The sequence below is a fragment of the Pseudokineococcus sp. 5B2Z-1 genome (genome assembly GCF_037482305.1).
GTDB lineage: Bacteria > Actinomycetota > Actinomycetes > Actinomycetales > Quadrisphaeraceae > Pseudokineococcus.
Genome location: NZ_JBBHZG010000001.1, coordinates 881,662 through 903,780 on the forward strand (window position 1 = coordinate 881,662; position 22,119 = coordinate 903,780).

The window sequence follows — 22,119 nt, forward strand, 5'->3', positions numbered from 1 at the left end:
GTGTGACGAGAGGCCCGCCATGATCCGCCTGATCTGGACGCTCAGCGCCCACACCCGTTACTACCTGCGCCGCTACATGCCCAGCAACCGGCTGCTCGACGCGATCCGACGCCGACGCAACCTGAAGTGGGGCATCCCCGCGATGCTTCTTGCCGTGCCCTACCTGTTGATCTCGAGCATCTGCACCAACGCCCTCGCTAACGGTGCCCCAGGCTGGTTGCATCTGGTCGTGGTGTGGGCGGTGTGGAACGCGATGAAGTTCATCATCATGGGACCGGTCAGCCTCATCCTCGTGCTCCGCCCCCGTCTCCGAGAGGCTGGTGCACGTCGCCGGGATCGAACACGTGAGCCCCTCAGCCGGACTCTCCGCGCCAGGAGGAACCGACTACCTACGTCGCGGCGCGGTAGCCCTCGCCGGGACAGGCCTCAAATGATCGGCGTGCGTAGTCACGCTCGCGGCGGTCCGGAGGCCGGCTGCGAACGCCCTATCGGTGCGTGGGTTGTCCCTTCGCGCGCCTGCGGGTCGCTCTAGAATTGAACCTGAGTAGCACGGTCGCTCCCGACTTCGCACTCGCGGCGAGGGAGGATGACGGTGACAGACGCGACGCCACCTCAACGGGTAGACCCGCGCGACCTGCTCAGCGAGTGGGCGAACACCTCCGACGAGTGGGTCCGCTACATCGTGAGGCACGTCCTCAACGGCGGCGGGCCGCTCGGAAGCGAGGAGCAATCCGGAGCGTACGTCCTGTTTCGTCAGGAGAAGGCCCTCGACACCCGCGAACTCCCCACGGAGGAGCCGCTGGTCACCCTCGAACGCGAGGATGAGGCGATCGAGCCGCTGACCCTTACCTCGCTCTCCGATGTCGTTGGTGTCAACGCCTTGGTAGAGGGCGGAGTCATCGAACCGCATGCCGGCCTGACGATCTTGTTTGGAGAGAACGGCACGGGCAAGACGGGGTACTCCCGCATCTTCAAAGCCCTCGCGGCGAGCCGCACTGCCGACGTGATCCTCGGCGACATCGAAGCGGCATCGCCGCAGCCCCAATCAGCACTTGTCGGCTACACGCTCGGCACTGAGACGAAGACCTACACCTGGACCGGACAACAGGGCGTCGCGCCCTTCACTAGGATGTCCATCTTCGACAGCCCTTCTGTCAGCTTCCACGTCGATGACGACCTTGAGTACGTCTACGTGCCAGCAGCCCTGGCACTGTTCAATCACGTCATCGCAGGTATCAAGTCGGTACAAGCCCACATCGACGAGGCCGTCGAAGACCTACGATCTGGGTCCACAGGGCTTCTATCTCGCTTCCCACGCACTGCCGCGGTTTACCCGCTCATCGAGACACTGGGAGCGTCCACTGATCTGGAACACCTGAGGTCGCTCGCCGACCCCGATCCCGACGTCGAGACACGTGTCGGCGACCTGCGCCGCACGGTCGCCGCGCTGGAGGCGGACACCATCAGCGCTGAGATCAAGCTGCAACAGCGGGTCGAACGCGTCTTGACGCAAGCTTCCAACGCGGCCACCTTGATGGCTGACTTCAACGTGGAGGCATACGGCCGCGAACGCGACACCCTCCACGGACTTGAAGAGGACTACCGCGCCTTCCGAGCCGCCCTGTTCGAGGCAGCCGACCTGCCGGCCGAGCCCGACGACACCTGGAGCATGTTCATCGAGGCCGGCGAGGCATACCAAGCACATCTCATCGCGGTCGGAGCACACGACGCCGATCGGTGTCTGTACTGCCGGCAGCCTCTCAACGAAGCGGCGCGATCGCTGATCGGCAAGTACTCCGAATACCTCGAAGACAAGATCACCACTGACATCGCCGCTTCAAAGGCGCGGCTACACGCACTTACAGAATCGGTCACCTCGATCCAGGTCAACGACGTCTCTACCTTCGCCGACGAGTACGCAGATACCGAGGACAAGCCCCACGTCCACGTTGAACTCGACCGGACCCTGAGCACCATCGCGGAGCTATCCGAGCAGCTTCTCGCCGCTTCCGCCGTCAACACAGCGCTGACCGAACACGCCGGCACAGATGCGATAGCGCTCGGCTCGGCGTTGGAGACCGCCAAGCAGGCCCTCGGCGAACTGAGGACACAGGCAGCCACACGGGCTGACACCTTGGCCGAGAAGAAGAAGGACCTTGTCGAGCTAGAGGCCGCAGCAGAACTCACGAAGTCGTGGACGCTCATCGAGTCACACGTACGCGACGCCAAGCAGGCTGACCGGCTCACGCTGCTCGCCAAGCCCATGCCTGGGCTCCTGCGCGCTGTAACCGGGCTGGCCAAGACCGCAAGTGACCAGATGATCAACGAGAGCTTCGATGCGCTTTTCAACGAAGAGTGCGCGGCACTTCGCGCGCCCGCGCTGCACGTGGAGTTCGTGGGCCGCCAGGGGCGCGCACAACGCCGCAAGATCCTCAGCGGGAAACACAAACCGTCCAAGGTGCTCTCCGAAGGAGAGCAGAAGGTCCTCGCAATAGCGGACTTCCTCGCCGAAGCGCGCCTCGCCGGAATCACCGCGCCGGTCATTTTCGATGATCCTGTCTCAAGCCTCGACCATCGCCGCATCAACGAAGTCGCGCAGCGCGTCGCGTCACTCGCTGACACGACACAGGTCATTGTCTTCACCCACGACATCTTCTTCGCCAGCACGCTGCTTACGCTCATGGAAGCAACCAAGCGCTGCTCCTACTTCCAGATCACCGATGAAGAGGGCAAAGGAAAGGTCACCCGAGCGACAGGACCCCGCTGGGACAGCTTGAACAACATCAAGAAGAACATCAACGAGACCATCCAGGCAGCAAAGTCACAGGACGGCGATGCGCGGGCGGCGCTGGTCCGCACGGGTTACGACTGGGTGCGCGCGTGGTGTGAGGTATTCACCGAGACTGAACTACTCCAGGGCGTCACGCAGCGCTATCAACCCAACGTTCGCATGACCAACTTGCCCAAGATCAAGTCCGAAGCACTTCCCGCTGCGATCGATACCGTCAACCGCATCTTCGAGGAAGCATGTCGGTACATCGACGGCCACTCACAACCCCTGCCTAGCCTCGGGGTCAGCCCTACACTCGCCGGACTCGAAGCCCACTGGGCCGAGCTGACCGAAGCGCGAACCGCATACAACGCGGCGACCCCGTAGGCCGTCTCAGCGACACCCCACCGCAGTGGTCGTTGATGCCGTGATTCTTCTGGCCAACATCCTCCGTCGCATCCAACCAACGACGTAGCCCTATGCCCCGGCATCCTGAGCACCGGATCGGGCGGACGATAGTCACATGAGCGACACTGAGCTTGCGTCAGCAGTGTTCACACACGTTGGCCGTATGGCGACGGTTGGCTCGTCAGGGCGGTGCATCTTCATAGTCGAAGAAGGCTGCCCTCGGCAGAATCTGCCTCTCGCGAAGGCTCTTCTTGTCTGCGGCGCTCAAGCGCGCGACCTCTGCAGCGTCGTTCCAGTTGTCGCTGATGGCAGACACGAGATGGTCGATGATGTCCCGAGCTTGTGCCGCGCTGAGCCCGTAGGTCTCCGACTCGCGTACCAGGGCCGCAAAGTTGGACACCTTCGCGCCGTGGTCGCCTCGCCCGAAAGCCATCGCCTGCTCGAATGTGTCTCCGGACCTTTGCCCGGGCGCGAGGTCGTAGGCAGGGGTCAGCTCCAGGTGCCTCCCGTCCCAGAATGCGGCGTGATTCCGGGCGTGGTCATCGTTGTTGCTGATGGCGATGTTCATCGCGATGCGCCGGAAAAGCTCAGGCCCGGGCTGAGCCGCATCCTTCGCGTACAGACGAAGCACATCGAGGATCTGCGGGTAGGACACGTACCGCGCGTACATCTCGTCGGTCTGCGCCATCGTCAGACCGGATACCACGTGGCGCCGCCCTCCTGTGGCATCTCGGTCGAACCGCCGGACAAGAAGAACCTCTTTACCAAGAGACGACACGACCTTGCTCTCAGGAACGTTGATACCCGCCCTGCGCGCAAGCTCAAGCATCGCGCCTTCGGCGTTCACCACTGAGAACACGCGATCGTCTGATGACGCGAACTTCGCGAGCCACTGGCTCCCATCGTCACTGGTGAGGGTCGCTTTCGGCCGTGCGCCTCCCAGGCTTGTGCCATGTATCAGCGCGGCGTCGAGGCCCGCCGATAGTTCGCCGCCCTCGTCGAGGATGATGGCTGCCTTGTGCAGCTCATCGAGGGTCGCCGAGTCATCCCGCGGAACGTAGGTCTCGCGACTGGCTTGGAAGTCCAGTGCTCCGAAGCGATTCGAGCTGGAACTCAGCATGTAGTCGATTTCGCTGAGGGAGTTCGGTGTGGCACCTCGTCGGCGTTCGATGACACCCCGCCCCCACCTGTCGGGACTCCCGTCCCTGAGGACGCCCGCTATGGTCAATCCATCTGCCGGCTCCTGGATGCCGGGGCGCAGCGGAAGCTCCGGCGCGAACAGACTGATGGCATCCGGCCTCGATCGGTACCTCAGCGCGTAGATGAAAGTGAAGAGCGGCCCAGCCTGGTCCACCCTCCCGGCCAGGACGGGCTCGGTCTGGCCTGGCAGCCACGTCCAGACATAGAGCTCCTCAGAAGTCGTCATCGATGGTTCCTGCCTTCGACCGGCGAACACGGCTTGGGAGCAGAGCGAGCATCTCCTCGCCGCGTCGACGACGGATTGCGATCTCGGAGCGGTCTTCGATACCGAAGAGGGGGATGCCGACGAGGTCGGCCAGATCCATCATCGTGCCGACGGCGGTGCCACGGTGGCCGGCCTCTGCGGAGAGCACGGTCTGCTCCGAGACGTTCGCGCGGGCCGCGAGATCCTTGGCCGTCCAGGCGCGGTCGAGCCGACCGCGCCTGATGAGCTGTCCCCACACGCTGAGGGCGTCCTGCACGTGCGGTCGCAACGGGACAGTGCGCTTCGCCATCACTGACCTCCTTAAAACATATCCAGACGCCTCTAGAGATGTTTTATCATAGCAGTGACGTCAGCTCGTGAAGTGTCTCCGCGGTGCGGACCCGGTCTGCCGGGCGCCCCTCCGACCTGAGGCCGAGGCCCCCAGGGCGCCTTCACGCACGCGTCAAGCGCTCATGCAGGAGAAGGCCTGGCGCACATCAGGTCGCCGCTTGAACACGACGACCACTCCGGCGGATCGCGACCCCCTCGGCCGCAAGCGCACGGCGCACCGTCTGCTGGCTGACACCAAAGCGCAACCCCACCTCCATGAGCGTCAAGCCTTCGGAGTACAACTCGCCCGCTTCGGCGAGGTGCCGTTCATCCAGGCCTCGCGTGCGGTTCGGGACTGACCGGCGGACAAGGTGGGCGGCCGCCGTGCGACGGTGCACGCCGAACCGTTCACCCAGTTCCACCAGTGTCGCGCCCGCCTCGTAGAGGGCCGCCAGCTCGTCCACCTGCGTCGGGCTCAGAAGGGTTTGAGTCATCCCAACTGCGCGCACCATCCGCCCTCGCAAGTCCACCACGGACGGCTCCAGCGGCCTCCGATCCCGTCGGTAGACTCCCCGCGACCTGCGAGAAGCCACCGTTTTCAAGGCCGAGCAAGGGTTCTCGAACTCTCTACGGAGGTCCACCGACCGCGGACCACCCGACCGCGGCGGCACCGACGCCCGGCCGCCCACCACGCCCCCCCGGCGTCCTCCGCAGGCCTGGACCGCCCCGTGGCCCCGGGCTACTGTCCGCACGCTCCGCCCGGCCACGAGAGGTACGCAGGTGTCCACTGACGAGAACGGCGCTCGACCGGACGACGCCCCGAGGGCGAGGGGCAGCGCGCTCCGCCGGTCGGTGCGGCGGACCGAGGGGGCCCTGTCGAGCCTCGACTACCGGGTGCCGAAGTACCCGCACGACACCCACCCGGCCCTCGTGCCCGGCATCAGCATCGACGAGCAACGACGCCGCTACCGCGTCTCGCGCTTCGTGCTCGCCGTCGCGGGCACCCTCACCGTCGCCTTCGTCGTCTGGGGGGTCACCTCGCCCGACACGGTGGCGAGCGCCGCCCAGGCCGCCTACGACTGGGCCACGAACAACCTCGGGTGGATGTTCAACCTCGTCGCGGTGGTCGTCCTCGTGGCGCTCCTCGGCATCGCCCTGTCGCCGTACGGGAAGATCCCGCTGGGCAAGGAGGGCGAGGAGCCCGAGTTCGGCACCTTCTCGTGGACCGCCATGCTCTTCGCGGCCGGCCTGGGCGTCGCCGTCCTCTTCTGGGGCCCGGCGGAGCCGCTGACGTACTTCATCACGCCGCCGCCGCTGACGAACGACGCCGAGACCGTCGACGCCCTGCACTACGCCTTCGCGCAGACCTACTTCCACTGGGGCTTCCACGCCTGGGCGATCTACGCCGTCATCGGCGGGGCCGTCGGCTACGTCGCCTACCGCCGCGGGCGCCCGCTGCTCGTGTCGTCCGTCTTCCGCTCGCTGTTCGGCGCGAGGGCCACCGACGGCGTCGCGGGCAAGCTCGTCGACGTCTTCGCCATCGTCGCGACGCTCTTCGGCACCGCCGCGGCGCTCGGGATCGCCGCGCTGCAGATCGGCTCCGGCGTGAGCATCGTCTCCGGCAGCGGCCCGGTGACGAACACCGTGCTCGTCGCGATCATCGCCGTCCTCACGGCGTGCTTCATCGTCTCGGCGGTCTCGGGCGTCGCGCGCGGCATCCGCTACCTGTCGAACACCAACATCCTGCTGACGGTCGGGATGCTGCTCGTCGTGGTGGTCCTCGGCCCCACGCTCTTCCTGCTCAACCTCGTGCCGTCGGCGATCATGGAGTACCTCGGGTCCCTGTTCGACCTCATGGGGCGCTCGCTGTCCTGGGGCGAGGAGACGCAGGCCTTCCAGTCGACGTGGACCGTCTACTACTGGGCCTGGTGGATCTCCTGGGCGCCGTTCGTCGGGATCTTCATCGCGCGCATCTCCCGCGGCCGCAGCATCCGCCAGTTCCTCCTCGGCACGATCTTCATCCCCTCCGCGCTGATCTTCGTCGCGTACGGGGTCATGGGCGGCACGGCCATCTCGATGTACCGCGACGGCGCCCCCGGCTTCTCCGACGACATGGCGGCGCCGGAGGTGCTCTTCGCCCTGCTCGACAACCTGAACGCGGTGGCGGGCTGGATCCCCTTCGTCGCCATGGCGATCCTCGCCATCTTCTTCATCACCGCGGCGGACTCGGCCTCGATCGTCATGGGCATGCTCAGCACCGGCGGCTCGCAGACCCCGCCGCGGCCGCTGGTGATCTTCTGGGGCCTCGTCATGGCCGGCATCGCCGTGGTGATGCTCACGCTCGGCGAGGGCGTGGCGCTGCAGGGCCTGCAGCAGCTCGTCATCGTCACGGCCGTGCCCTTCGCCCTGGTGCTCCTCCTGGCCGTCGTCGCCTGGTTCAAGGAGCTGCGGACCGACCCCATCGCCCTGCGCCAGCACTACACCCGCTCGGCGCTCGACAACGCCGTGACCGACGGCATCGAGCGCTACGGGGACGACTTCGCGGTGCAGGTCACCCGCAGCGAGCACGACCGCGGGGCGGGCGCGGACGTCGACTCCACGAGCGCCGAGTACACCGAGTGGTACCAGCGGCGCGACGAGGACGGCGAGCCCGTGGGCTACGACTTCTCCACGGGCGAGTGGGCCGACGGCTACCGCGACGACGACGGGGACGGCGACGGGGACGCGCCGGCTCCGGCGGCGGACGACGCCCCGGCGGCGCGGTCGGACGGACCCGCGGAGCGGTCGGAGTCGCACCGGTCCTGACCGCGCCCGGCCGCCGATGAGTCCCCGGGACGGACGCGGTCGGACCACCATGACCACGGACCCACTGCCCACCGGGCTCAGCGCCCTCACCGTCTTCGTCGAGGACGTCGCCGCCGAGGCGGACTTCCACCACCAGGTGCTGGGCCTGCCGGTCGTCGCCACCGACGACCACTCCGCCGTCCTCCGCACGGGCGCCACGTACCTCAACCTGCTCTCGGCGGAGCAGGCGGGGGAGCTGGTCGCGCCGCGGCCGAGCGCCGCCCTCGGGAGCACGGCCCAGGTGATGCTCTCCCTCTGGGTCGACGACCTCGACGCCGCCTGCGCGACGCTCCGCGAGCGCGGCGCCACGCTGCTCAACGGTCCTGTGGACCGCCCGTGGGGCAAGCGCACGGTGGCCCTCTCGAGCCCCGGGGGGCTCGTGTGGGAGGTGGCGCAAGACGTCTGAGGGCGGGCGACGGCCTCGCCGGCCGGGGTCAAGATCGGGGCCGGACCTGCCGAGGACCCGACCATGCGCTCCGCCCCCACCCGTCCGGCCGCCGCGGTGCGGCGGCTGCTCGGTCCCGTGCTCGTGCTCGGGATGCTCACGGCGGCGCTCGCGCTGCTGCACCGCACCTTCCGCGGCTACGACTGGTCCGACCTCGGCCGCGACCTCCTGGGCCTCGGGCCGGGCACGGCGCTAGCGGCCCTGCTCGCCACCGCGGCCTCCTACGTCGCGATGACGGGCTACGACACGCTCGCGCTGCGCTACGTCGGCCACCCGCTGCCCTACCGCCGCTACGGCCTCGCGTCCTTCGTGGCCACGGCCTTCGGCAACAACCTCGGCGCCTCCGCCGTGGTGGGGGCGGCGCTGCGCGCCCGCGTGTACTCCAGCTGGCAGGTGCCGCGCTCGGCCGTCGCGCGCATCGTCGGCCTCAACACCGTGACGCTGGCGCTCGGCGCCGCCGTCCTCGCCGGCGCCGGCGTGCTGCACGACCCGGCGACCGCCGCCCGGGCCCTGCGCCTGCCGCCGACGGTCGTCGTCGCGCTCGGCGCCGTCCTGCTCGCGGGCGTGCTCGGGTACCTCGTCTGGGCGCTCGTCGGACGGGCGGTGGGCCGCGGCCGCTGGCGCCTCGAGCGCCCCTCGCCCCGCCTCGCGCTCACCCAGGTCGCGCTCTCGACGCTCGAGTGGCTCTCCATGGCCGCCGTCCTCCACGTCCTCCTGCCCGCCGACGACCGGATGGCCTTCCTCCCCTTCGCCGCCGCCTTCGCCGTCGCGACCGTCGCCGGGCTCGTGAGCAACGTGCCCGGGGGCCTCGGGGTCTTCGAGACGGCGCTCGTCGTCCTGCTCGGCGGGACGACGTCGCCCGCGGACCTCGCCGTGGCCCTCGTCGCGTACCGGCTCGTCTACTTCGTCCTGCCGCTGCTCCTCGCCGCGGCGCTCCTCGTCCGCCACGAGATCCGCACGGGCGCCGCGGCCGCGCCCCTCCCCACGACCGCCACCCCGGACGTCCACGCGCCGGTCGCCGGCGCCGCCGGGCTGCGCGTCCCGGCCATGCGGGCGCCCTCGGCCGCGGAGCAGACCCGCCCGGCCGGCGCCGGCACGACGGCGGGGCGCCTGCCCACCGTGCTCACGCCGTCCGTGCTCGCCCTCGTCGTCGCGGGCGCCGGCACCTTCGTGGCCGTGCGCGGCGACCTCCCCGGCAGCCGCGGCCTCGACGTGCCCGCGATGGCCACGAGCCTCGTCGGCTGGTCCGCGCTGCTCCTCGGGCTCGGCCTGCACCGCCGGCTGCGCACCGCCTGGGCCGCCACGCTCTCCCTCCTCGCGGGGACGGCGGTCCTCGCCGTGACGCACGGCGACGTCGTGCTCGGCGCCGTCACCGCGGCGCTCGCCCTGCTCCTCGTGCCCGCCCGTGCCGTCTTCTCCCGGGGCACGCGCTCGCGCCGCCCGCGCGACCTCGTGCGGCCGGCCGTCGCGGCCGCCCTCGTCGTCGGGGCGGTCGCCTGGCAGGAGCTCGCCGGTTCCGTCGACGCTCCTGTGCTCACGACGGCCCTGTCCGCCGCCCCGCTCGCCGACCGGCTCGCCGCCGTCGCGGGTGTCGCCGGCGTCGTCCTCGCGGGCACCTGGGTCCTGCGGCGCCGTCGGCCCGACGGTGCGTCCGCGGACGACGACGAGCTGGCCCGCGTCGAGGACCTCGTCGCCCGCTCCGGCCGCTGCGCCGCCCAGCTCGCCTTCACCGGCGACAAGCGCTTCTTCTTCGCCCCCTGCGGGGCCGCCTTCCTCATGTACCAGGTGGAGGGCCGCAGCTGGGTCGTCATGGGCGACCCGGTGGGCGACCCGGCCGCCGTCCCGGGGCTGCTCCGCAGCTTCCTCGCCGAGGTGGACCGGCACGCCGGTCGCCCCGTCCTCTACAGCGTCCTCGACGACCACGCCGACCTCTACCGCGCCTCCGGCCTCGCCGTCACGAAGTTCGGCGAGGAGGCCGTCGTCCCCCTCCAGGGCTACACGCTCTCGGGCAAGGCGAGGACGAACCTGCGCACGTGCCGGAACAAGTCCCAGCGGCTCGGCATGACGGTCGAGGTCGTGGCGCCGGAGGACGTCGACCCGCTCGTGCCCGAGCTGCGCGCGGTCTCCGACGCCTGGCTCGCGGAGCGCCGGGGCGGCGAGAAGCGCTTCTCCCTCGGCGCCTTCGACGACGACTACGTCCGCCGCTCCCCCGTCGCCGTCGTGCGCCAGGAGGGGCGCGTCATCGCCTTCGCGACGCTCTGGGTGGGCGGCGACGGCGAGGAGGTCCAGGTGGACCTCATGCGCCGCCTCCCCGACGGGCCGAGCACCGTGATGACCTACCTCTTCGTCGAGAGCCTCCTCTGGGCGCAGGAGCAGGGCTTCTCCGCCTTCAACCTCGGCACGGCCCCGCTCTCGGGGCTGCGGACGGGCGCCGGCGCCCCCGCCTGGGAGCGGCTCGGGCACCTCGTGTGGACCCACGGCGGGCCGCTCTACAACTTCCAGGGCCTGCGCGCCTTCAAGCAGGGCTTCGGCCCGCAGTGGCGCCCCTGCTACGTGGCCGCCCCGCGGGGGCTCGTCCTCCCGGGGGCGATGGTCGACGTCGCGACCCTCGTCGGCGGCGGCGTCCGCGGCGTCGTCCGAGGATGAGCACGTGACCTCCCGACGCGCGGCCGCCCCGCGCCGCGGCGCGCGCACCGTCGCCGCGGTCCTCGGCGCCCTCGTCCTCGCGGCCTGCGGCGCCGGACCCACCGGGGCGCCGGCGGCGACGGCCACGACGGCCTCCGCCGCCGCGAGCGCCGCTCGCCCGGCACCCCCGCCCGCGGGCGGGGTGCTCGACTACCAGCTCGGCGGCGCCTACCCGCCCGCCGCGGACGTCGACGTCGTCGTCCGCGACCGGACGGCCGCGCCCGTCCGCGGCGTGTACTCGGTCTGCTACGTCAACGCCTTCCAGACCCAGCCGGGCGAGACCGCCTGGTGGCGGCGCACGCACCCCGACCTCCTCCTGCGCGACGCCCGCGGGCGGCTCGTCGAGGACGCGGACTGGCCCGGCGAGGTGCTCCTCGACACGTCGACGTCGGCCAAGCGGGCGGCGGCGGCCCGGGTCGTCGGGCGCTGGATCGACGGCTGCGCCGCCGCCGGCTACCGGGCGGTCGAGCTCGACAACCTCGACGCCTGGACCCGCTCCGGGGGGCGGCTGACGCAGGGCCAGGCGGTGGCCCTCGCCCGCCTCCTGGCGCGTCGCGCCCACGCGGCCGGCCTCGCCGTGGCGCAGAAGAACACCGCCGAGCTGACGCGCCGCCAGGTCCGCGCGGTCGGGTTCGACTTCGCCGTCGCCGAGGAGTGCCAGGTGTGGGACGAGTGCGACGTCTACACCGGCCACTACGGGCGCCACGTCCTCGAGGTCGAGTACACCGACACGGGCCGGCAGCCCTTCCGCGAGGCCTGCGCGGCGCGCGGCGACCGCATCTCCGTCCTGCTCCGGGATCGCGACGTCGTCCCCCGCGGCACCCCCGGCTACGTCTCCGAGCACTGCTGACACCACCTCCCGCGCCACGCGTCCCGATCGGACCCAACCGCCCGGGCCGCACCACCGAACCACCCGCGCAGGGCCGCTCCGAGGAGCGAGCGGTCCCGCGCGCACCGACCGGCGCCGGGGTGGGGACCACCGCTCGGCGCCGGTGACGACGGACCACGGGAGGACCCCCGATGACCCGCACGACGCACACGCGCAGCACCCACCGCACCTTCGCCCTCGCCGCCACCGGCGCGCTCGCGCTGGCCCCCGGCCTGATCCTCGCGGGCCCGGCCTCGGCGGCCGACGGCACCTACGACCTCAGCGCGCAGCTCACCGAGCTCAACGACAGCGGCGCCAGCTCCGACGTGACCGGGACCCTCGACGGGAACGAGCTCACGCTGTCGATCACCTCCAGCGGCCTGCTCGCCGGCGCGCCGCACGCGCAGCACGTCCACATCGGCGGCGCGGGCACGTGCCCCGACCCGGGCCTCGACCCGGACGGTGACGGCGCCCTCGAGACCACCGAGGCCGCCGACGCCTACGGCGCCATCCAGGTGTCGCTGACCACCGAGGGCGACACGAGCCCCGACAGCGGCCTCGCCGTCGACCGCTTCCCGGTGGGCGACACCACCTACGAGCGCACAGTCGAGGTCTCCGACGAGGTCGCGCAAGCCGTGGCGGCCGGCGAGGCCGTCGTCGTCCAGCACGGCGTCGACCTGGACGGCTCGGGCGCCTACGACGGTGAGACGATGTCGGACCTCGACCCCTCGCTCCCCCAGGAGGCCACCGTGCCCGCGGTCTGCGGCGTGCTCAGCAGCTCCATGGCCATGCCCGACGGCGGGGCGGACACCGGCGCCGGCGGGGCGTCGGACGGCACCGAGCTGGGCCTGCTCGGCGCGGGCCTCGGCCTCGTGGCCGTCGGGGCGGGCGCCTACGCGGTCCGCCGCCGCTCGAGCGACGCGAAGGGCTGACGACGATGGCGCAGGGGACCGGACGCAGCCGGCGGGGCAGCCGCGCGGCCACCGCCGCGTCGATCGCCTGCGTCGTCGTGGGGGCGGGCCTCGTCGGGTCGGCGCTGGCCGACCAGGCGGGCCCCCCCGGGGAGCCGCCGCGCACGTCCTCGGACGTCGCGGCGGCCCCCTACTCCGCTCCCGGGTCGACCCCGGGTGTCGGGACGCCGTCCGGTGACGGCGCCACGTCGCTGCCCGCCCCGGACGGGACGGCGACGCAGGACCCGGAGCCGGAGCCGGAGCGCACCCGCGTCACCGACGCGACGAAGGGCGACGTCCTGCCCACCGAGGCCCTCGCGCCGGAGGGCGACATCCCGGGGCTCGTGCGCATCCCCGCGCCCGAGACGCCGGCCCCCGAGCCCCCCGCGGAGCCGGAGGCGCCCGAGGTGGCCGAGCCGGTGCGCCTGCGGGTGCCCGCCATCGGCGTGGACACCGACCTGCTGCACCTCGGCCTCAACGACGACGGGTCGCTCGCCGTCCCGCCGCGCGAGGGTCCCGACAACCTCAAGGCGTCCTGGTACGACGGGTCGCCGCGCGCCGGGGAGGTCGGCCCGACGGTCCTGGCCGGCCACATCGACTCCAAGGCCGGGCCGTCGGTGTTCTACCGCCTCGGCGAGCTCGAGCCGGGCGACGAGGTCCTCGTCGACCGCGCCGACGGCACGACGGCGACCTTCGTCGTCGACACCTCCGAGCGCTACCCCAAGGACGACTTCCCCACGCGGCGCGTGTACGGGCAGACGCCGGACGCGCAGATCCGGCTCATCACCTGCGGCGGCGTCTTCGACCGCTCCGTGGGGCACTACGAGGACAACACCGTCGTCTACGGGCACCTCGTCGACGGCTGACCCCGCGCGCCCCCCGCGTCAGGCGCTCCCGCCGAGCTCGCGGTCGAGGTGGACCGCCGCGCTGATGAGCGCGAGGTGCGAGAGCGCCTGCGGGAAGTTGCCGGTCTGGTGCCCCGTGGCGCTGACCTCCTCGGCGAAGAGGCCCAGGTGGTTGGAGAAGCGCAGCGTCTTCTCGAAGACCTCCTCGGCCTCCTGCGACCGGCCAGCGCTGGAGAGGGCCTCGGCGTACCAGAACGAGCAGGCGACGAAGTAGCCCTCGCCGCCGTCGAGCCCGTCCGTCCCGTCGGTCGGGTAGCGGCGCACGAGGCAGTCGACGACGAGCTCGGAGCGCAGCGCCTCGAGCGTCGCCGCGAAGCGCGGGTCCGTGGGGCCGGCGAACTTCACGAGCGGCAGCATGAGAAGGCTGGCGTCGAGCTGGTCGCTGCCCGCGCTGACGCGGTAGCCGCCCGTGCGGGGGTCGAGGCCCTCCTCCTGCACGCGCCGGTAGGCGGCGTCGGCGCAGGCCTCCCACTTCTGGCGCGGGGCCGGCAGCCCGCGCTGGCGGGAGACGCGCAGCGCCCGCTCGAAGGCCACCCACACCATGACCTGCGAGTAGGTGTTGCGCCGGGGCTCGCCCCGGCTCTCCCAGAGACCGGCGTCGGGGTCGGCGGCGTGGTCGGCCAGCCAGTCGAGCATGTCGACGACCTGGGTCCAGATGTCCCAGCTGATGGGGCGGACCTTGTTGTAGAGGTAGATGGAGTCCATGACCTCGCCGTAGCTGTCGAGCTGGCGCTGGGCGTAGGCGGCGTTGCCGGTGCGCACCGGGCGCGAGCCCGCGTAGCCGCCGAGGTGCTCGAGCACCTCCTCGTCCGGCGGGCGCTCCCCGCGGACGGTGTAGACGGGCAGCAGCCCCTCGTCGCCCGCCGCCGCCATCCGCTCCTCGAGCCAGGCGAGGAAGGCGTCCGTCTCGTCGGGGAAGCCCAGGGTCATGAGCGCGAAGGTCGTGAAGGCGGCGTCGCGCAGCCAGGCGTAGCGGTAGTCCCAGTTGCGCGCCCCGCCGACCTCCTCCGGGAGGCTCGTCGTGCCGGCCGCGACGACGGCGCCCGTCGGGGCGTACGTCAGGAGCTTGAGGGTGATGGCCGAGCGATGCACGATCTCGCGCCAGCGGCCGCGGTAGCTCGAGCGGCGCACCCAGTCGCGCCAGTAGGCGTGCGTGGCGTCGAGGAGGCGCTGGGCCTCCTCGCGGCCCACCTCGCCCCCCTCCTCCGGCGCGAGCTCGCCCCAGTGCAGCACCAGGGCCAGGGCGTCGCCCCGGCGCAGCAGGACGCGCCCGCGGGCCGCGCCGTCCTCGACGTCGAGCGGGTGGGAGGACCGCAGGACCAGCTGCTCCTCCCCCGCGCGGAAGCGGACGCCGCCGTCGACGGCCTCCGCCTCGTGCGGCGCCCGGCCCCAGTCGAAGCCGGGGCGGCAGTCGACGACGACCTCCTGCTCGCCGTCGAGCACCCGCACGAGGCGCACGAGCAGGGGGCGGCGCCCCGGGCGGGCCTCCGCGTCGTCGTCGGGCAGCGCCTCCTCGGGGACCATGCCGTCGAGCACCTCGAGGCACCCGCGGCGGCTGCTGAAGCGCGTCGCCAGCACGGCCGAGCTCGGCAGGTAGTACTGGTGCGTGGTGTCCCACGCGGTGGGGCGCACGGAGAAGCCGCCGCCGCCCTCGCCGAGCAGGCCGGCGAAGATGCCGGGGCTGTCGAAGTCGGGGGCGCAGGCGAAGTCGACCTCGCCGTCCTTGGTCACGAGCATGATCGAGCGCAGGTCGCCGACGACGCCGTGGTCCTCGACGGCGCAGGGCCGCTGCACCTGCTGGTCCCCGCCCTCCTCGCCCCGCTCGGCGGACGACGGCTGCTGGGGCTGGCGCGGGGTCTGCACGGGCGCAAGCCTCTCCGACGGCGCTCGCGACGGCACGCAGGGGGGGCCCGCGGCCGGGTCGGCAGACGCGGCGAGGGCGGCCGCAGGGGCGCAGGAGGCCACGTCGGCGGGCATCATCGCGCGCGGAGGCCCGCGCACCGGGGCGCGGGCCGGTCACCGGAGGCAGACGTGAGCACGCACGACGACCGCACCCCCGCCGCCACCCCGTCCGCCACCCCTGCGGATGAGCAGGTCGACCTGTCCCTGCGCCTCGACGGCCGGACGGCGCTGGTGACGGGCGGCGCGTCGGGCATCGGCAGCGCCGTCTGCGGGCTCCTCGCCGACCGCGGCGCCCGCGTCGTCGTCGTCGACGTGGCCGAGGAGGCCGCACGTGCGCGGGCCGGCGAGCTCGGGGGCCCGGCGGCGGGCCAGCACCTCGCCGTGGCCTGCGACGTCACCGACGCCGCGTCGGTGGAGGCGGCCGTCGAGGAGGCCGTCGCGGCCACCGGGCGGGTCGACGTCCTCGTCACGTGCGCGGGCATCGCCGTCCTCGCCCCCGCGGAGGACCTCTCGGACGACGCCTGGTCGCGGACGCTCGCCGTCAACCTCACCGGCACGTGCCTCGTCGCCCGGGCGGTGGGCCGGCGGATGCTCGCCGCCGGGTACGGGCGGGTGGTGACCATGGCGTCGCAGGCCGCGACGGTGGCGCTCGACGGCCACGCGGCCTACTGCGCCAGCAAGGCCGGCGTCGTGGGCCTCACCCGCGTGCTCGCCCTGGAGTGGGCCGGCCGCGGCGTGACGGCCAACTCGGTCTCCCCCACCGTCGTCCTCACCGCGCTGGGGCGGTCGGCGTGGAGCGGCCAGAAGGGCGAGGACGCGAAGGCGCAGATCCCGACGGGCCGCTTCGCGCTGCCCGACGAGGTGGCCGCCGCCGTCCTCTACCTCTCCAGCGGGGCCGCCGGGATGGTCAACGGGCACGACCTCGTCCTCGACGGCGGGTACACGATCCGCTGAAGCTCCTCCCCGGGGCCGCCCCGGGGAGGCCCCCGGGAGAGGTCGGGCGAGCGCTCAGGCCGGGACGGCGGCGACGGCCTGCGCTGTCAGGTCCACCGACCGCACGCGCGCCGCGGCGGTGGGCGCCGAGTGGGCGGTGATGAGCTCGTCGGCGTCGGCCAGCGCGGCGAAGGCGTCGAGCTGGTCGCGCACCTCGTCGGGGGTGCCCAGCGCCGTGTGGACCATCATCGAGTCGATCTGCGCGCCGGCCCCGGACTCCAGCAGCAGGTCGGCCTCGGCGTCGGTCAGCGTGCGGCCGCGGGCGAAGAAGGCGAGCGCCCGGGCGCGGCGGACGACGGCGCGGTGGTGCTCGGCCTCCTCGCGGGTGTCGGCGGCGAGGACGTTGACGCCGGCGACGACGTAGGGCTCCGCCTGCTGCGCCGACGGCTGGAACTCCCGCCGGTAGGTGGCGACGGCGGCCTCGAGGGCCTGCGGGGAGAAGTGCGAGGCGAAGGCGTACGGCAGGCCCAGCGCGGCGGCCAGCTTCGCCCCGAAGAGGGACGACCCGAGGATCCACAGCGGCACGTCGACGCCCGCCGCGGGCACGCCCTTCACGCCGGGCACGAGGCTCTGGCCGGTGAGGTAGCCCTGCAGCTCCTGCACGTCGCGGGGAAAGGTGTCCGCCGAGGACGGGTCGCGCCGCAGCGCGTGCATCGTCGCCTGGTCCGAGCCCGGGGCGCGGCCCAGCCCGAGGTCGATGCGCCCGGGGTGCACCGAGGCGAGCGTGCCGAACTGCTCGGCGATGGTCAGCGGCGCGTGGTTCGGGAGCATGACGCCGCCCGCGCCCAGCCGGATCGTCGAGGTGTGCGCCGCCACGTGGGCGATGAGCACCGCCGTCGCCGACGACGCGATCATCGGCATGTTGTGGTGCTCGGCGTACCAGACCCGCCGGTACCCGCCGCGCTCCGCGGCCTGCGCCAGGGCGACGCTGCCGGCGACGCTCTCGCCGACGCTCGTCCCCTCGTCGACGGGGGCCAGGTCGAGGACGGACAGCGGGACGGTCATGGGTCACCTCGGTGCTCGGACGGCTCCCGGCGCCGGGTGGTGACGTCGGGCACCGGTCCCAACCGCCGTCGCCGCCGCGGTAGTCCCGGTGCGAGGTGTGCGCCCAGGTCGCGGTGCACCGCGTCCTCGGCGCACCGCTCGGCCCCGGCCGCGGCGCACCCCTGCTCAGTCCCCCGCGGCGCCCCGCACGCGCTCGGCCAGCAGCGCCGCCGTCGCGGCCGGCGCGTCCTCGTTGGGCGAGTGGCCGCCCGGCAGGACGGCGTACGCCGCGCCGACCCGCTCCGCCATCGCGCGCTGGTCCTCCTGCGGCCACGCGGCGTCGGTCTCGCCGTGGGCGACGAGCACCGGCAGGCCGGTGCCGCGCAGCGCGTCCGACCGGTCCTCGTGGGACCCCAGCACCCGCGCCGCGGCGAGCAGCTGCCCCGGCGACGTGCCGAGCACCCGCTCGCGCCACGCCGCCGCGGCCCCGTCCGGCGGCGGCTCGAGCCCCTCGGGCGCTGCCAGGTGCGCCCACAGCGCCGCGGCGGTGCCCTCGCGCTCGAGGACGGCGACCTGGTCGGCCATCCGCCCCGGCCAGCCGTGCGGGCCGGAGCACAGGAGCACCAGACCGCGCCAGCGCGACGGGTCGAGCAGCGCGGCCTCGCCGGCGACGACGCCGCCGAAGCTGTGGCCCAGCAGGTGCACCGGCGCCGCCCACCCGTCGTCGAGCGCCGCGAGCGCGGCGGCGGCGTCGTGGACGTCCCGGGCCAGCAGCGGCAGCGCGTAGGAGCGCGCCGCCTCCTCGACGTCGGCGCCCTCCCCCTCCGGCCGCACGGCGCCCGGTTGCCCGCGCTGGGTCAGCGCCACGGCGTCGACGCCCCGCGCGGCCAGCTCGGGCACGAGGAGCCGGTGGTCGACCCGGCCGCCGGTGTAGCCGGGCACGAGGAGCAGGCGGCCGACGACGTCGCCGGCGGGCCGCGACCGCAGGACGGGGACCGGCCCGACGGGCAGGTCGAGGACGACGTCCTCGAGCGCGGGCTGCGCCCCTCCGGTCCCGGTGCCCTCGTCCTCGGCGCCCTCGGCGCGGGTCTCAGCCACGACGCACCTCCAGGCGGCCGTCCTTCGCGACGACGGGCACCTCGCCCGGGCCGTCGCCGACGCGGACGGGCAGCGCCTCCGGGTAGATGATCCCGGCGCCCGTGTTGAGGACGACGACCTCCTCGTCGGCGCCGATCCAGCCCGATCCGCGCAGCCGCCGGACGGCGGAGACGACGGCCGCGCCCTCCGGGCACAGCACGAGGCCCTCGAGCGAGCCGACGTGCTGCAGCTCGGCGAGCAGCTCGTCGTCGTCGACGGCGAGCGCCGTCCCGCCGGTCTCGCGCACGGCCCGCAGCACGAGGAAGTCCCCGAGCGCCTTCGGCACCGTGATGCCGAAGGCGACGGTGGACGCGTCGACCCAGGGCTCGGACACCTCGGCGCCGGCCTCGAAGGCGCGCACGATCGGCGCGCACCCCGTCGCCTGGACGGCGACGAGCCGCGGCATCCGCCCGCTGACCCACCCGAGCTCGAGCAGCTCGTGCAGCGCCTTCCAGATGCCGATGAGCCCCACGCCACCACCGGTCGGGTAGACGACGACGTCGGGCATCCGCCAGCCGAGCTGCTCGGCGATCTCGAAGCCCATCGTCTTCTTGCCCTCGATGCGGTAGGGCTCCTTGAGGGTGGCGACGTCGGTCCACCGGTCCGGGTCCTCCGCGACGGCCGCCGCGACGAGCTTCCCGGCGTCGCTGATGAGCCCGTCGACGAGGTGGAGCTGCGCACCGGCGGCGACGCACTCGGCGCGCGTGATGGCCGGCGCGCCGACCGGCATCGCCACGAGGAGCGGCAGCCCGGCGCGCGCGGCGTACGCGGCCCACGCCGCGCCGGCGTTGCCGTTGGTCGGCATCGCGAGGCCCCGGACGCCGAGCTCGCGGGCCCGCGAGACGCCGACCGCGGCACCCCGCGCCTTGAAGGAGCCGGTGGGCAGCAGCCCCTCGTCCTTGACGAGCAGCCGTCCGACGCCGAGGTCCGCGGCCAGGCGCGGCGCGGCGAGCAGCGGCGTCATGCCCTCCCCCAGCGTGACGACGCCCTCGGGCCCCTGGACGGGGAGCAGCTCGTGGTAGCGCCACAGGTCCGGCGCCCGCCGCTCGACCTCCTCGCGGGTCACCGCGACGCGCGCCAGGTCGTAGCGGGCGAGCAGCGGCGAGCCGTCCCGCGGGCACAGGCCCTGGTGCACCGACGCGTCGAGGTGGTCCCCGCACCGCGGGCACTCGAGGTGGGACAGGGTGCTCCAGGCGCGCCCCTCCGTGGGTCCGGCGTCACGTCCGGCGTCGTCGCTCACCCGGCCATCCTGGCCCCGTCGGGCGCCCGAGCGCCCGACGCCGTCCGGGGCGCCCGCTGCCGGCGGGCAGGATGGCCGGGTGGCGGCGCGCGGGACGACGGAGAGCTCGGCGGGGGGCACGGCGCGGGCCGCGACGTCGGGGGCGCCGGACCGTGCCGCCCTCGCCGCCCCGAGGACCACGCTCGTCGTCGCCGCCGTCCTCGTCGTCGCCCTGAGCCTGCGCGGGCCGATCGTCGCGGTCGCCCCGGTGCTCGGGCGGCTCACCGAGGACCTCGGCCTCGACCCGGCCGCGGCGGGCCTGCTCACGACGATCCCCGTCGTCTGCTTCGCCGTCGCGGCGCCCCTGGCCTCGGCGCTCATCGCGCGCGTCGGCCCCGCCGCCGCGGTCTGGTGGTGCCTCGCCGGCGTCACGGCCGGGACGGTGCTGCGGGCCTCGGGCGGCACGGAGCTCGTGCTCGCGGGCACGGCCGTCATCGGCACGGCCATCACGGTCGGCAACATCGTCGTCCCCGTCATCATCCGACGCTCCGTGCCGCCGTCGCGGTCCGGCACGGTGACCGGCGCCTACACCGCCGCGCTCAACGTGGGCTCGATGCTCACCTCCCTCGGCACCGAGCCGCTCGCCCAGCTCCTCGGGTGGCGGGCGGCGACGACGTCGTGGGCCGTGCTCGCCGTCCTCGGCGCGCTGCTGTGGGGCGCGGCGACGGTGCGCCGGGCGCCGCTGCCCGTCGACCCGCCGCGCGAGCGCGGCGCCGGCGACGAGCCCGCGGCCCCCGCGGCGCTCCACCGGCCGGCGTGGGCTCCTGCCGTCCTCACGGTCGGCTTCGGCGCCCAGGCGTTCTCCTACTACGGCCTCACGGCCTGGCTGCCCACGCTCCTCGCCGACCGCCTCGGCCAGAGCCCGGCCGCGGCCGGGGCGGCCTCGTCGGTGTTCCAGGTGCTCGCCGTCGTCGGCGCCCTCGGCGTGCCGGCGCTGCTGCAGCGCACGGCCCCCGACCGGGTGCTGGCGCTCGTCGGCGCCTGCTGGGTGGCCTTCCCGGTGGGCCTGCTCCTCGCGCCGCAGGGGTGGCTGCTGTGGGCCGCGCTCGGCGGCGCGGCCCAGGGCGGCGTCTTCACCATCGTCTTCGTGCTCGTCGTCCGCCTGTCCGGCGACGACCGGCAGGCGCGCCGCACGTCCGCCCTCGTCCAGGGCGGCGGCTACGCGCTGGCCTCGCTCGGCCCCCTCGCGCTCGGCGCGGTGCACGACGCGACGGGCGCGTGGACGGCGCCGCTGCTCGTCGTCGTCGGCGCCCTCGTCGTGCTCGTGCTGGGGGTCGGCGCCGTCGCCGTCAGCAGCGGCCGCGCCGCCCGCGCCTCCGCACTCTGACGACACATCGCCGGACGGAGCGCCCGGTTTCGCCACTTCGTCGACACATCGCCGTGGGAGGGCGCCCCTGCAGGGCACTTCGCCGACAAAGTGCGAGGGAAAGGCGCCCTCGGACGGCGATCTGACGACGAAGTGCCGGGATGTGGGGTGGGTCAGGGGGCGGCGGGGACGGGCTTGGTGAAGCAGACGCTCACGGGCAGGACGTCGTACGGCGCGAAGACGGGAACCTGCTCCCAGCCCTCGCGCTCGTAGAGGGCGATCGCCTCGGGCTGCAGGCTCCCCGTGTGCAGGTGCAGCCGGTCGACGCCGAGGGACCGCGCCGTGGCCTCGACCCGGCGCAGCGCCTGCGACGCCAGGCCGCGACGGCGCCCCGCGGGCGCGACGTAGACCTTCTTCACCTCAGCCAGCCGGCCGGGGCCCTCGCCGAGCCACCGCAGGGTCGCCGTCGCGACGGGCTCCTCGCCGTCGAGCGCGACCCACGTCGTGAGCCACGCCGTGCCGGGCGGCATGACGAGCGTGGAGAAGACGTCCTCGACGTCGGCGTACCGCACACCCATCTCGGCGTCCATGGCGTCGCGGAGGGCCTGCGCGCGCGGGTCCTCCCACGCCGTCTCCACCCAGCGCACCCCGTCCGTCCCAGCCGCCGTCGTCCCGGCCCCGGCCGCCCCGACCCCGGTCGCCTCAGCCCCGGTCGCCTCAGCCCCGGTCGCCCCGCCGTCGACCGCCTCGCCGGCCGCTCGCGTCGTCGTCACACGACGGAGCATGCCCGCGCCACCGCGGCGGCCCGTCGGGGGGTGGACGCGCCGCAGGCCGCGCCGGGGGTCCGGCGCGGCCTGCGGGTCGAGCTG

At 73.5% G+C, this 22,119-nt stretch carries 17 protein-coding genes; 9 read left to right on the forward strand and 8 right to left on the reverse strand.

The window, feature by feature from the left end; translation table 11 throughout:
• Positions 1–586: 586 nt before the first annotated feature.
• On the forward strand, positions 587–3,157 hold the full coding sequence (locus WDV85_RS03695; RefSeq protein WP_445263147.1) for an AAA family ATPase: 2,571 nt from the start codon (positions 587–589) through the stop codon (positions 3,155–3,157).
• 202 nt (positions 3,158–3,359) lie between these two features.
• Here the strand turns inward: WDV85_RS03695 and WDV85_RS03700 are convergent, their stop codons facing one another.
• The 3 genes from WDV85_RS03700 to WDV85_RS03710 all read right to left on the reverse strand — a co-directional run bounded on the left by WDV85_RS03700 (position 3,360) and on the right by WDV85_RS03710 (position 5,416).
• Positions 3,360–4,604: a type II toxin-antitoxin system HipA family toxin gene (locus WDV85_RS03700; protein ID WP_339569328.1), complete on the reverse strand. Its 1,245-nt coding sequence runs from the start codon at positions 4,602–4,604 to the stop codon at positions 3,360–3,362.
• Complete coding sequence (locus WDV85_RS03705) at positions 4,591–4,932, reverse strand: helix-turn-helix transcriptional regulator (RefSeq protein WP_094180900.1); 342 nt, start codon at positions 4,930–4,932, stop codon at positions 4,591–4,593. The genes WDV85_RS03700 and WDV85_RS03705 overlap by 14 nt, the downstream gene beginning before the upstream one ends.
• 187 nt (positions 4,933–5,119) lie before the next feature.
• A complete protein-coding gene (locus tag WDV85_RS03710; RefSeq protein ID WP_339569329.1) occupies positions 5,120–5,416 on the reverse strand; it encodes a hypothetical protein in 297 nt (98 codons plus the stop codon).
• Between the two features lie 316 nt (positions 5,417–5,732).
• Between WDV85_RS03710 and WDV85_RS03715 the strand changes: the two genes are divergently transcribed.
• From WDV85_RS03715 to WDV85_RS03740, 6 genes are all read left to right on the forward strand, one after another.
• On the forward strand, positions 5,733–7,757 hold the full coding sequence (locus WDV85_RS03715) for a BCCT family transporter (RefSeq protein ID WP_339569330.1): 2,025 nt from the start codon (positions 5,733–5,735) through the stop codon (positions 7,755–7,757).
• Positions 7,758–7,806: 49 nt separating this feature from the next.
• The gene (locus tag WDV85_RS03720; RefSeq protein WP_339569331.1) at positions 7,807–8,202 is read left to right on the forward strand and encodes a VOC family protein; all 396 of its coding nucleotides are present in this window, start codon (positions 7,807–7,809) and stop codon (positions 8,200–8,202) included.
• A gap of 63 nt (positions 8,203–8,265) precedes the next feature.
• Positions 8,266–10,887, forward strand: coding sequence for a bifunctional lysylphosphatidylglycerol flippase/synthetase MprF (gene mprF / locus WDV85_RS03725; protein WP_339569332.1), 2,622 nt, complete (start codon positions 8,266–8,268; stop codon positions 10,885–10,887).
• Between the two features lie 4 nt (positions 10,888–10,891).
• Positions 10,892–11,776: an endo alpha-1,4 polygalactosaminidase gene (locus tag WDV85_RS03730; RefSeq protein ID WP_339569333.1), complete on the forward strand. Its 885-nt coding sequence runs from the start codon at positions 10,892–10,894 to the stop codon at positions 11,774–11,776.
• A gap of 170 nt (positions 11,777–11,946) precedes the next feature.
• Entirely contained in the window at positions 11,947–12,726 is a 780-nt protein-coding gene (locus tag WDV85_RS03735) for a hypothetical protein (RefSeq protein WP_339569334.1), read from the forward strand.
• A 5-nt stretch (positions 12,727–12,731) separates the two neighbouring features.
• Positions 12,732–13,610 (forward strand): class F sortase, encoded by an 879-nt coding sequence (locus tag WDV85_RS03740; protein ID WP_339569335.1) that lies wholly within the window; start codon positions 12,732–12,734, stop codon positions 13,608–13,610.
• Positions 13,611–13,628: 18 nt separating this feature from the next.
• Here the strand turns inward: WDV85_RS03740 and WDV85_RS03745 are convergent, their stop codons facing one another.
• Positions 13,629–15,512 (reverse strand): glycoside hydrolase family 15 protein, encoded by a 1,884-nt coding sequence (locus WDV85_RS03745; RefSeq protein WP_298989027.1) that lies wholly within the window; start codon positions 15,510–15,512, stop codon positions 13,629–13,631.
• 168 nt (positions 15,513–15,680) lie between these two features.
• On the opposite strand from WDV85_RS03745, the gene WDV85_RS03750 reads away from it, so the two are divergent.
• Positions 15,681–16,505 (forward strand): GolD/DthD family dehydrogenase, encoded by an 825-nt coding sequence (locus tag WDV85_RS03750; protein ID WP_339569336.1) that lies wholly within the window; start codon positions 15,681–15,683, stop codon positions 16,503–16,505.
• Positions 16,506–16,559: 54 nt separating this feature from the next.
• Here the strand turns inward: WDV85_RS03750 and WDV85_RS03755 are convergent, their stop codons facing one another.
• The 3 genes from WDV85_RS03755 to WDV85_RS03765 form a co-directional block, all read right to left on the reverse strand.
• Positions 16,560–17,549: an LLM class flavin-dependent oxidoreductase gene (locus WDV85_RS03755; protein ID WP_339569337.1), complete on the reverse strand. Its 990-nt coding sequence runs from the start codon at positions 17,547–17,549 to the stop codon at positions 16,560–16,562.
• 165 nt (positions 17,550–17,714) lie between these two features.
• Positions 17,715–18,626: an alpha/beta fold hydrolase gene (locus WDV85_RS03760; RefSeq protein ID WP_339569338.1), complete on the reverse strand. Its 912-nt coding sequence runs from the start codon at positions 18,624–18,626 to the stop codon at positions 17,715–17,717.
• Positions 18,619–19,905, reverse strand: coding sequence for a threonine synthase (locus WDV85_RS03765; protein WP_339569339.1), 1,287 nt, complete (start codon positions 19,903–19,905; stop codon positions 18,619–18,621). The genes WDV85_RS03760 and WDV85_RS03765 overlap by 8 nt, the downstream gene beginning before the upstream one ends.
• Positions 19,906–19,984: 79 nt before the next feature.
• Between WDV85_RS03765 and WDV85_RS03770 the strand changes: the two genes are divergently transcribed.
• Positions 19,985–21,271 (forward strand): MFS transporter, encoded by a 1,287-nt coding sequence (locus WDV85_RS03770; RefSeq protein ID WP_339569340.1) that lies wholly within the window; start codon positions 19,985–19,987, stop codon positions 21,269–21,271.
• A 152-nt stretch (positions 21,272–21,423) separates the two neighbouring features.
• Here WDV85_RS03770 and WDV85_RS03775 read toward each other — a convergent pair whose 3' ends face one another.
• Positions 21,424–22,023 (reverse strand): GNAT family N-acetyltransferase, encoded by a 600-nt coding sequence (locus WDV85_RS03775; RefSeq protein ID WP_339569341.1) that lies wholly within the window; start codon positions 22,021–22,023, stop codon positions 21,424–21,426.
• Positions 22,024–22,119: the final 96 nt, after the last annotated feature.